Annotated in this window: 9 protein-coding genes; 8 read left to right on the top strand and 1 reads right to left on the bottom strand. The window is 71.5% G+C overall.

Features of this window, described 5'->3' with window-relative positions; all coding sequences use genetic code 11:
* The 5 genes from JWQ91_RS13915 to JWQ91_RS13895 form a co-directional block, all read left to right on the top strand.
* A partial coding sequence (locus JWQ91_RS13915; protein WP_297785276.1) for a DUF779 domain-containing protein occupies positions 1-153 on the top strand: 153 nt, incomplete at its 5' end.
* A 101-nt stretch (positions 154-254) separates the two neighbouring features.
* A complete protein-coding gene (locus JWQ91_RS13910; RefSeq protein WP_297785274.1) occupies positions 255-3161 on the top strand; it encodes a fibrinogen-like YCDxxxxGGGW domain-containing protein in 2907 nt (968 codons plus the stop codon).
* Entirely contained in the window at positions 3158-3892 is a 735-nt protein-coding gene (locus JWQ91_RS13905; protein ID WP_297785271.1) for a CDP-alcohol phosphatidyltransferase family protein, read from the top strand. The genes JWQ91_RS13910 and JWQ91_RS13905 overlap by 4 nt, the downstream gene beginning before the upstream one ends.
* Complete coding sequence (locus JWQ91_RS13900; RefSeq protein ID WP_297785269.1) at positions 3889-5175, top strand: O-antigen ligase family protein; 1287 nt, start codon at positions 3889-3891, stop codon at positions 5173-5175. The genes JWQ91_RS13905 and JWQ91_RS13900 overlap by 4 nt, the downstream gene beginning before the upstream one ends.
* The gene (locus JWQ91_RS13895; RefSeq protein ID WP_297785267.1) at positions 5168-6676 is read left to right on the top strand and encodes an oligosaccharide flippase family protein; all 1509 of its coding nucleotides are present in this window, start codon (positions 5168-5170) and stop codon (positions 6674-6676) included. Before JWQ91_RS13900 ends, JWQ91_RS13895 begins: the two co-directional genes overlap by 8 nt.
* Before the next feature lie 28 nt (positions 6677-6704).
* Here JWQ91_RS13895 and JWQ91_RS13890 read toward each other — a convergent pair whose 3' ends face one another.
* The gene (locus JWQ91_RS13890) at positions 6705-8000 is read right to left on the bottom strand and encodes a Wzz/FepE/Etk N-terminal domain-containing protein (protein WP_297785264.1); all 1296 of its coding nucleotides are present in this window, start codon (positions 7998-8000) and stop codon (positions 6705-6707) included.
* A gap of 399 nt (positions 8001-8399) precedes the next feature.
* Between JWQ91_RS13890 and JWQ91_RS13885 the strand changes: the two genes are divergently transcribed.
* The 3 genes from JWQ91_RS13885 to JWQ91_RS13875 form a co-directional block, all read left to right on the top strand.
* A complete protein-coding gene (locus tag JWQ91_RS13885) occupies positions 8400-9182 on the top strand; it encodes a sigma-70 family RNA polymerase sigma factor (protein WP_297785262.1) in 783 nt (260 codons plus the stop codon).
* Positions 9183-9287: 105 nt separating this feature from the next.
* Entirely contained in the window at positions 9288-9725 is a 438-nt protein-coding gene (locus JWQ91_RS13880) for an adenylyltransferase/cytidyltransferase family protein (RefSeq protein ID WP_297785260.1), read from the top strand.
* Positions 9722-10252 (top strand): glycosyltransferase family 2 protein (locus JWQ91_RS13875; RefSeq protein ID WP_297785257.1); only part of this gene is annotated, 531 nt, incomplete at its 3' end. The genes JWQ91_RS13880 and JWQ91_RS13875, both read left to right, overlap by 4 nt.

The raw sequence follows: 10252 nt of genomic DNA, 5'->3' as shown, positions 1-10252 counted from the left end.
TACTGGTCGCACACCCACATCACGATCGACGTCGTGCCCGGGCGGGGCGCCGGCTTCTCGATCGAGGGGCCGACCGGCAACCGCTTCATCATCCGCTCGCGCATCTTCACCGAGGAGGAGACCGCGCAGCTCGCGACGGAACCCGCGCGCTAGGACGTACCGCGTGATCCGGGTCTCCTGCGAACGAGTCGAAGGCCTCCCGTCATGCCGACGGGGTTGGGGACTCTTCCTTGGTGGAGCGACACGATCCAGGCGTGTCCCTCGCCCGAGTCGACCGAGGTTCCATGCGCGCGTTCACCCACCGGCCCCTCCGAGCTGCCGTGCTCGGGCTGCTGGTCCCCGTCATGGCCCTCACCGGGCTCTCCGTGCTGACGACCCCCGCGAGCGCCGCGGCCCCGGTCGACGGCCTGACCCAGGCGACGGCCGCCGCGTCCTGCTGGGAGATCAAGCAGGACAACGCCGCCTCTCCTGACGGCGCCTACTGGATCCTGACCCCGCAGCTCAAGGTGCCGACCAGGATCTACTGCGACCAGACGACCGACGGCGGTGGCTGGGAGCTGATCGGCCGCGGCCGGGAGGGCTGGACCTACAACTACAACGGCAAGGGCACGCCGGCCGACGTCGCGACGACCGTGACGGGACAGGCGGCGTTCTCGCCGCGCCAGCTGGACTCGAGCGTCGTCAACGGCCTGCTGGGCGGCAAGCGGTTCGACGACCCGGCCTCCGGCAGCGGCGTCCGCGTCCGCCGCGCGGCCAACCAGGCCGGCACCTCGTGGCAGGAGACCCGGTGGACCTACCGGGCCGGCTCGCGCGACCGGTGGAGCTGGGCCCTCGGTGCGGGCTTCCCGCTCGCGTCGGTCACCCTCGACGGTGTCACTGGCAGCAACACCACGACGTACGAGTTCGGGTCCGACCAGGCCTATCGCCGGCTGTGGACGTACGAGGACGCCAGGAACGGCTACGTCCGGGGCTTCAACTACGGCAAGAACGGGCTCGGCACGACCGCCGCGGCCAGCTACATCTACTCCAAGGCCACCGGCGGCCAGTACGGAACGCCGTTCAGCCAGGTCTTCATCCGGCCCAGGATCCGGAGCAGCGACCTGTCCTTCCCGGCGGTCCCCGACTCCGGCACCGCGGCGCAGACGATCCGCGCCGTCCCCCGCAACGGCGCCCTCGCGACGACGTGGGGCGTGACCGGCATCGGCAACGGCGGCACGGCCGAGACCGCCGGCGAGGTGCAGGCCTTCGCCCAGATCGGCGGCACGATGTACGTCGGCGGCAACTTCACGACGGTGCAGAAGGGGGCGTCTGCGACCGGCACCGACGTCGTCGCCCAGCCCTACCTCGCGGCGTTCGACGCGACGACCGGGGACCTGATCCGCTCGTTCAAGCCCGTGCTCAACAACCAGGTCAAGTCGCTCGTGGCGCTGCCGGGCGGCAAGCTCGCGGTCGGCGGCGAGTTCACCTCCGCCGGCGGCACCGCCCGCAAGGGCCTGGTCGTGCTCGACCCGGCCAGCGGGGCGCTCGACCCGTCCTGGACGACGAACCTCGAGAACCGGGTCGGGGACAAGGCCGTCTCGGTCCGTGGCCTCGACACCGACGGCACCCACCTCTACCTGACCGGCGCGTTCACGCACTTCACCCGCCCCGGCACGACCGAACGCTACGCCAAGAACGGGGCCCGCATCCTGCTGTCCAGCGGCGTCGCTGACAACGCCTGGAACCCCGACTTCAACGGCACCGGCACCGCGGTCGACGTCAGCGACGACAGGACCGCGGTCTACTTCTCGGGCTACTTCACGCAGATGAAGAACAGCACCCAGCCCGCCGACCGGGCCGCCGCGATCAGCACCGCGACGGGCGGCAACAAGGTCGCGAGCTGGCAGCCGACGTTCAGCACCTCGGGATCGGCCCGCTACCAGCAGGCCGTGAAGCAGGTGGCCGGCAAGGTCTGGCTCGGCGGCTCGCAGCACAGCATGTTCTCCTACGACCCGTCGACGTTCGCGCTGGAGAACACGCACGTCACGAAGGCCGGCGGTGACATCCAGGCGATCACGGGCGGCAACGGTCTGGTGTTCGGGGGCTGCCACTGCGAGAACTGGAACTACTCCGACACCGCGAAGTACGACACGACGTCTCCCGGCTCCACCAACATCACCTGGAGCCAGGCCGACAAGATCTACTACGTCGGCGCGTGGGACGCGACGACCGGCGACTACGCGCAGGAGTTCACCCCCGAGATGCGGGCCCGGCTGGGCCGCGGCGCGTGGGCGCTCGACGTCGCGTCCGACGGCACCCTGTGGGCCGGGGGCACCATGACCAGCGCGGTCAAGGAGAACGGCGCCAACCAGTGGGTCGGCGGCTTCGTCCGCTTCGCGGTCCGCCCGCACACCGCCCCCGCGGCCGCGACCGGCCTCGCGGCCGCGCTCGACGGGACGAACGCCAGGCTCACGTGGAGCTCGACCGCGGCCGCGGGCACGACCTACGAGGTCGTCCGCAACGACCGCGTCGTCGCGACGACGACGGCCAAGGAGGTCACGGTCCCCGGCTCGACCGGCGCCGACCGGTTCTTCGTCCGCACCGCCGACACGTGGGGCAACCGGTCCGCCTCGACGTCGGCCGTGTCCCCCAAGAGCGTGGCGGCCACGACGACCCTCGTTCCCGCCGGGGCGACCTGGTCCTACTCCTTCGACAACACCACCCCCGTGACGCCGGCGTGGAAGACGTCGGCGGCCGACACGTCGTCCTGGGCCACCGGGCCGGCGGCGCTGGGCTGGGGCACCGGCGCGATCGCGACCAACATCGACGTCCCCGCGGGCGGCACGCGCGCGCTGACGTCCTACTTCCGCCGGTCGTTCTCGGTCCCCGCGGCCGCCGGCATCACGAAGCTGACGCTGACGACCCGCGCCGACGACGGCGTCGCGGTCTACGTCAACGGCACGGAGGTGGCCCGGTCCAACCTGCCGGCCGGCACCCTGACCCCCACGACGTACGCCTCCTCGGCGCCCAGCACGGCCGCCGCCGTCGCCGCCCCGGTGACGTTCGACGTGCCGGTGGGCCTGCTGACCGACGGCACCAACAGCATCGCCGTCGAGGTGCACTCCAACTACCGGGCGACGCCCAGCGCGAGCATGGACCTGTCCCTCGTCGCGACGTCATGAGCGCCGTCACCGAGGAGCGGGGCGCGCGCGCCGCCTACGCAGCCCTGGCCCGGGCACAGAAGAGCGGCGCCGGGATCTCGTTCTACATGCGCGTCGTCAACCGCCGGCTGGGCCGCCTGATCGCTGCGGCCGCGGCCCAGACCCGCGCGACGCCCAACCACATGACTGCCGCGAGCTTCGTGTCGTTCCTCGCCGGGGCGGCGCTGCTCGTCGCGGTCGATCCGGGAGTCGCGATGGCGATCGGCTCGATGATGCTGCTGCAGCTCGGCTTCGCATTCGACTCCGCCGACGGCCAGCTGGCCCGGCTGCGCGGTGGCGGCTCGCCGGCGGGAGAGTGGCTCGACCACGTCGTCGACTCCGCCCGGCACCTGCTGTTCCACCTCGCGGTGATGATCGGGCTCCACCGGTTCACGGACGTCGCGGACGTCGTGCTGCTGGTCCCGCTCGGCTTCGCGTTGGTGTCGACGGTCCGCTTCTTCGCGCAGATCCTTGCCGAGCAGCTGGCCCGTCGGGACCCGCTGGCCGAGCCCGACGCGGTGCCGCGGTTCGGGACGCTGATCCAGATCCCCGCCGACACCGGTGTCCTCAACCTCGTCGTGGTGCTGTGGGCGTGGACCACGGCGTTCCTGTGGGCGTACGCGCTCCTGGGCGTGCTCAACGCGGTGCTGCTGGTCGCGACCCTGGTGCGCCGCCACCGGGATCTCGCCGCACTCGGCCGCGGGCCGCGATGAGCACCCGCCTCGAGGAGCGCCCGGCAGCCCCGGCCCCGGTCGACGCCCACGAGGCACTGCCGGCGTGGCCCGTGCTGACGCTGGTCTGGGGCTTCCCGGTCTTCTGGGCCCTCGGCGCCACCGTGATCGCCGGGGTGCTGCTGACCGTCGTGATGCTGTCCTACCTCGCGCACTACCGCGCGACCCGCCTGGTCCCTGGCGTCTACGCGTTCACGGCGTTCGTCGTGTGGATCGTCCCGTGCGCCATGATGCTCGACTCGACCTCCCGGGCGATGGGCTACGCCTACCGGCTGTCGATCCTCCTGATCGTGGGCACCGCGCTGGTCTACACGGTGAGCGCCGGGAGCCGCCTGAGCCGCCGCCGCATCGTCAACGCGCTGACGTTCCTGTGGTTCGTGACGATCGTCGGGGGACTGGTCGGGATGCTCCTGCCGGAGGTGCGGCTGTCGACCCCGGTCGGGATGCTGCTGCCGGAGTCGCTGACCCACAACGAGTACGTCCACGACCTGTTCTTCCCGCCGCTGGCGGAGGTGCAGCACCCGTTCGGGTCCCCGACGACGTTCGTGCGTCCGTCGGCGCCGTTCCCCTACGCCAACAGCTGGGGCGTGGCGCTGGTGCTGCTGACCCCGGTCGCGGTCGCGGGCTTCCTGCAGGCGCGGTCCCGGCTGCTGCGCGGTGCCATCGTCCTCGGCCTCGCGGCGATGATCGCGCCGGCGATGGCGACGTCCAACCGGGGGATGTTCGGCGCCCTGCTGCTGGCGGCGGTCTACGTCGTGGTGCGCCTGGCGATCCGCGACCGGGCCGCCCCGGTCCTGACGATCGCGGTCCTGGGGGTCGCCGGCGGGATCGTCCTGCTCGCCAACGGCCTGGTCGCGCAGATCTCGACGCGCCAGCAGTACGGCGACTCGTCGGGGACCCGGCTGAGGCTGTACGACGAGACGTTCCGGCGGACCCTGGAGTCCCCGCTGCTGGGTCACGGCGCGCCCCGGCCGTCGACCGAGCAGGCGATCTCTGTCGGGACGCAGGGCTACGTCTGGATGCTGATGTTCAGCTTCGGATTCGTGGGCCTGGCACTGTTCCTGACGTTCCTGTGGGGCACGACGCTGCGGACGTGGCGCGCGCCGGGTGACGTCGACCTGGTGCTGCACAGCACCCTCGTCGTGGCGAGCGTCGTCATCGTGGTCTACGGGATGGACGTCATGCAGCTGCTCACGATCATGCTCGTCGCCGCCGTGCTCCTGCGACGGCGCCACGGCATCGACCGCGACCCGACCGGTGGCTGACCGCGGCTCGCGCGGGATCGCCTGGGCCGGTGCCGTCAATCTCGTCGGCGGTGGGCTCGGCTCCCTGATCGGGCTGGTGCTCGCGGCGATCGTGGGTCGCGAGCTGGGCACGGAGGGCGCCGGCACGTACTTCCTGGTCGTCGCGGTGTTCATGATCGTGTCCAACGTCGCCGAGCTCGGTGCCGACACGGGGCTGGTCCGCTACATCTCCGCCGCACGCGCGACCGGCCGGCTCGTCGACGTCCCGCACCTGCTGAGGACCGCGGTGCCCCCCGTGGTGCTGGCCGGTGCGCTGGTCGTGGTCGTGGCGGCCGGGGTGGTCGCCACGACGGGCTCCCTCGGCGGGCTGTCGCCGGCGTTCCTGGTGACGGGCGCGGCGGTCGCGGTCCTGTCGTCGCTGCTCGCCGTCGTGCTCGCGGTGACGCGGGGCCTCGGGGACGTGCTGATGTACCCCTTGCTGCAGAACGTCACCCTGCCCCTGCTGCGGGTGGGCGGTGTGCTCGCGGTCGTCACGGCCGGCGGGGGAGTCGCGGCCGTACTGACGGCGTGGATGGCCCCGGTGCCGGTCGTGCTCGCGCTGGCGGCGGGCGTCGCCGTGGCCCTGACGCTCCGGCACTCCGGCACCCTCCGGCCCTCGACGGCACGGCCGGCCGAGCGGCGCCGGTTGTCCCGCGAGTTCTGGTCGTTCAGCGCGACACGGGGCGTGACGGCCGCCGTCGAGACCCTGCTGGAGTGGATCGACGTCATCCTGGTCGGGGCGTTGACCTCGCCCGAGGAGGCCGGCATCTACGCCGTCGTGACGCGCTGCGCCCGTGCCGGCGAGGTCATCCAGCAGGCCGCGAGGATCGCGGTCGGCCCCCAGATCAGCGCCGCGCTCGCGCGGGGTGCCCGACAGGAGGCCCGGGAGGTCTACGGGCTCGTCACTGCGGCCATGATCTGGCTGGCATGGCCGTTCTTCATCGTGCTCGCGGTGTTCGGCGACGCGGTGCTCTCGCTGTTCGGCCCGGGCTTCGACGACGGAGCCGCGTCCCTTGCCATCCTGGGCCTCGCGATGGGGCTGGCCACCGCGGCGGGGACGGTGCAGACGATCCTGCTGATGGGTGGTCGCAGCTCGTGGCAGCTCGCGGACAAGTCGGTCGCGCTGGCGCTCAACATCGCCCTCGACCTGGCGCTGATCCCACTGTGGGGGATCGAGGGCGCCGCCGTCGCCTGGGCCGTCACGATCGTCGTCGACACCATGCTCGTCGTCTATCAGGTGCAACGGCTGATGGACCTGCGTCCGCCGGCCCAGCACCTCGGTGTCGCCGCGGCCCTGTCGGTCGGACTCGTCGGGTCCCTGACGGCCGCGTCTCGTCTGGTGCTGGGGTCGAGCGTCCTGGTGCTGCTGGGGACCCTCGCGGTCGTCGCGATCGTCTACCTGGCAGCGAGCTGGCCGTTGCGGCACCGGCTCGGCCTGGTCGACCTCGTCGCCCACCGCTCCGGAAGCATGGTCTCGGCCTAGCCAGGCATGACCCGGGGTGGGCGGTGCACTAGCGGTTGAGCGAGATCATCTCGGGCTGGGCCGGGAACAGCGCGGTCAGGGCGATGTCGACGCCCTTGGAGCGCAGCAGCCCGGCGAGGCGCCGCAGGGCCGCGGCGTCGTCGTTCGTCGAGCGGGCCAGCAGCACCGAGTCCGAACGGGTTGCCAGCGCGACCTTGTTGGCGTCGGAGGTCAGGTTGGTCGTGTCGATGACGATGACCTCGCCGGCCCAGGAGTCACGCTTCTTGTCGGTCGGCCAGCCGCGGCTGATCTTGCCCTCGTTGATGGCCCCGGCGTCGACGAACCGGGCGCTTCGGCCGCGGCGCGACAGCGCGTCGGCGAGCTCCTGACCGGGCGCCGTGGCACGTCCGGCGTGCTCCTCGGCGTCGACCATGATCAGGAACGGGCGCTCCGTGCCGATCTCGGTGGGGATCTTGAGCATGAATGCCGCGATGTCCCACGTGTCGGCGCGGTTGGTGTCCTTGGTGCCGTCGAGGACGATCTGGTCACCGATCGCGTGGAGGCCGTCGACGCCGCCGATCTCGGAGTCCTCCTCCTTCTTGCGCAGGAGGGCGAACGGGATGCCGAGCAGGATGCCGAGGACCAGGCCGGCCACGCCGAGGACGACGGGCCCCGGTGTGGACGGGGTGGCAGGCGTCTCGGCGCTGCCGACGATCTGGCCGGGGTTGAGGTCGAAGTTGCCGAGCTCGGCGAGCTTGGTGCCGAGGGCGTCGGCCTGGATGCGGAGCGAGCGCTGGACGAGCCACGACTTGTTGACCGGGCGACGGGCGTCGGCCTGGACTGCGGTGATCTGCGACTTGGCGGCCGACTCGAGCCGGTCGATCTCGTCCTTGGCCTCGTCCCGGCGGGTCATCAGATAGGCCTCGGCGACGGCATCGGCGCCCGCTGCCGACTGCTTGGCAGTGGTGCCGGCGTAGCGGATGTCGAGGATCAGGGAGTCGTCCGGGGAGGAGACGGTCGTCGCCTCCTGGATCGTCTTGGCGCCGATCGAGTAGCTCGGCGCCAGGAGGGTTGCCGCTACGGCGGCGACCTTGGTCGACCGGGCGATGCCGGCCTCGGTGGCCATGCTGACGGAGCGGGAGGCGTCGGTCGACGACGTCAGCGGATCGGCGTTCATGGGGTTGACCGACACCGTGGTGGTGGCGTCGTACGTCGCGGGGATCGCGTACGAGGCGAGCACACCGGCGACCGCACCCAGGATCGCCATCACGAGGATCACGGGCCAGTGCCTTCTGAGCGAGCCGCCGATGTCGGTGAGCTGCACGGGCTGCGGAGCAGTGGCCATGTGGGAGTGTCCTCGGGTCGTCCTGTGGGCCCCCGGGTGGGGGCCGTACCAAGAACGAGTCCCGACGGGTGCGGGTATGACGGCAGGAAAAACAACTTGTCCGGTGAGGCGTCGATCACAGGGTCGTCCGGGGACACCGTCAACGCAGGAAAAATCATGCCTGGGCATCGATCCCCGCGTGGCGGGGCCGGCTCCGGCGGCGCCCAGCGTCGAGGACCGGCCCGACGGCCGCATGATTTGTTTCAGGATCCGCCCGGACGACGGAATAGATGGTCTGGAGATCTCTGGACGAAGGTTCCCGTCGCATGTCATCCTTCCGGTGACCATCACCATGGGTCACAGATCACCGGGCTCCCACCGGGGCCTCGATCGCACGCACGACACATCCAGGGGACACAGATGCAGGACGTTGACGTCGTCGACGAGCCTGATGCCGGGGCTCCGTTCGTCGCGCTCGACGACGGGCAGCTCCTGGCGTTGGCACGGGTCGGCAACCAGCAGGCGTACGGCGCGCTGTTCGCGCGCTACAGCTACGCGGCCCACCGGCTCGCCCGGCACCTGGGCCAGAAGCAGGACTCCGAGGACGTCGTCGCGGAGTCGTTCGCGCAGGTCCTCGACCTGGTGCGCCGGGGCAAGGGGCCGGACACGGCGTTCCGTGCCTACCTGTTCACGACGATCCGGCACGAGTCGGCGCGGCGCGCGCGGGCGCGGCGGCGGGTGACACCGACGGGCGACCACTCCGACATCGACCGGCCCGTGCCGTTCGGCGGCGGGGACCTCGACGGCTTCGAGCGCTCGGCGATCCGCAGCGCGTACGACTCGTTGCCCGCCCGGTGGCGGACCGTGCTGTGGCACCTCGACGTCGAGGGTCGCAAGCCGCACGAGCTCGGTCCGCTGCTCGAGCTGTCGCCCAACAGCGTCTCGGCGCTCGTCTACCGGGCTCGCTCGGGGCTCCGCGAGGCCTATCTGCAGCAGCACGTCGGCTCGGGCAGCGACGACGACAGCGAGGTCTGCCGCGAGGTGCGGGCCCGGCTGTCGGCGTTCGTGCGCGGCACGGCGGCGGCCCGTGACCAGGAGAAGGTGCACACGCACCTGGCGTCCTGCCGCGAGTGCATGGTGATCTACCTCGACCTGCAGGAGGTCAACCGCGAGGTCGGCAGCGGGCGGGCCGCGCGGGGCTGAGCCGTGGTGACCGCCCTCACGCCCCTGCATTCCGGCCCGATGGCGTCACGAAGGAGGTCCGCAGACCTCTCCCAAGACAACACCACGAGAAGGCATGGACTCCCAGTGAATGACGCACGCGCCAAGTTCGACGTCGGCTACTCCAGCGGTGTCTTCGACATGTTCCATGTGGGACACCTCAACCTGCTGCGCCGGGCCCGCAACCACTGCCACCACCTCGTGGTCGGTGTGGCGAGCGACGAGTACGTCGACCACCTGAAGGGGCGCCCGCCGGTCGTGCCGTGCGACGAGCGGATCGACATCATCTCGGCGCTCGGGATCGTCGACGAGGTCATCATCGACCGCTCGGAGGACAAGGTCGCGATCTGGCAGCAGCGCCCGTTCGACGCGATCTTCAAGGGCAACGACTGGCAGGGCACGCCCAAGGGCTACCGGCTCGAGCGCACGATGGGCGACCTCGGCGTCGAGGTCGTCTACTTCCCCTACACGCGGCACACCTCGAGCTCGATGCTCCGGTCGTTCCTCGCGGACCACGAGGAATGATCGCCCCCGAGCGGGCCGCCGCCGTCGGCCCCACCCCGACCCGTGTGCCCCCGGCGGTGACGGCGGTCGTGCCGACCCACCGCCGGCCCGAGCTGATGGCCCGCGCCGTCGAGAGCATCCTCGCGCAGACCTACGCCGGCGAGATCGAGGTCCTCGTCGTCTTCGACGCGTGCGAGCCCGTGCTGCCTTCCGTGCCCCTCGGCGACGGCCGGACGCTGCGTGCCGTCGTCAACGACCGTGTGCGCGGGCTCGCGGGGGCCCGCAACACCGGCATCCTGGCAGCGCGGCACGACTTCATCGCGTTCCTCGACGACGACGACCACTGGATGCCGGGCAAGCTCGACGCACAGATCGCGGTCTTCGAGGCCCACCCCGAGGTCGGCCTGGTCGGCACCGCGATGGAGGTCGACGACGGACGCTCGACGCACGAGCGTCCCGTCCCCACGGTCGTGACCCACGCCGACCTCGTCCGCGACCGGATCGCGGGCCTGCACTCGAGCAGCTTCGTCTTCCGCCGCGACGTGCTG

It is taken from the genome of Aeromicrobium sp., assembly GCF_025965075.1.
Taxonomy (GTDB): domain Bacteria; phylum Actinomycetota; class Actinomycetes; order Propionibacteriales; family Nocardioidaceae; genus Aeromicrobium.
The sequence above is the reverse complement of the archived record's forward strand: the minus strand, read 5'-3'. Positions and strand labels throughout refer to the sequence as shown.

Bases quoted from the DNA above. Each gene is read 5' to 3' on its own strand.
- JWQ91_RS13905 (WP_297785271.1), top strand. From the start codon at position 3,158: ATGAGCGCCGTCACCGAGGAGCGGGGCGCGCGCGCCGCCTACGCAGCC.
- JWQ91_RS13900 (WP_297785269.1), top strand. From the start codon at position 3,889: ATGAGCACCCGCCTCGAGGAGCGCCCGGCAGCCCCGGCCCCGGTCGAC.
- JWQ91_RS13890 (WP_297785264.1), bottom strand. From the start codon at position 8,000: ATGGCCACTGCTCCGCAGCCCGTGCAGCTCACCGACATCGGCGGCTCG.
- JWQ91_RS13885 (WP_297785262.1), top strand. From the start codon at position 8,400: ATGCAGGACGTTGACGTCGTCGACGAGCCTGATGCCGGGGCTCCGTTC.